Here is a 338-nt window from a genome sequence, read left to right as displayed (position 1 = left end):
GCCGTGGTGAAGGGCGAGTTGCGCCCGCTGCCGTCCTGCGCCACCGAGCCCGGCGCCGTCGAAAAAGCGATCAGCGTGCCCTTGGCCGAGGAGGCGTCGAGATCGATGCGCGCCAGCCCGCGCGTGCCCGCCCCCCGCGTCAGCTGGCGCGTCAAAGGATTGTCCCGGCACGAATCCAGGATCACGATCTTCACCTTCGGCGCCGCGCTGTCGACCAGCTCCAAAAGCTTGTCCAGCGACAGGGTCTGGGTGTCCAGATCGAGCTCGTCCGAGATCTTGGCCGAGACCGGCACCAGATAGTTGCGCCCCTTCACCTGCACGCCATGGCCCGAATAGAA

The 338-nt window shown here is 66.9% G+C and carries 1 protein-coding gene; it reads right to left on the bottom strand.

What is annotated here, in order from left to right:
- The coding region (locus BA190_RS34915; protein WP_162275296.1) for a caspase family protein at window positions 1-338 on the bottom strand (338 nt) is incomplete at both ends.

The sequence above is a fragment of the Labrys sp. WJW genome (assembly GCF_001676615.1).
Taxonomy (GTDB): Bacteria; Pseudomonadota; Alphaproteobacteria; order Rhizobiales; family Labraceae; genus Labrys; species Labrys sedimenti.
This window is presented reverse-complemented; position numbering and strand designations above follow the sequence as displayed.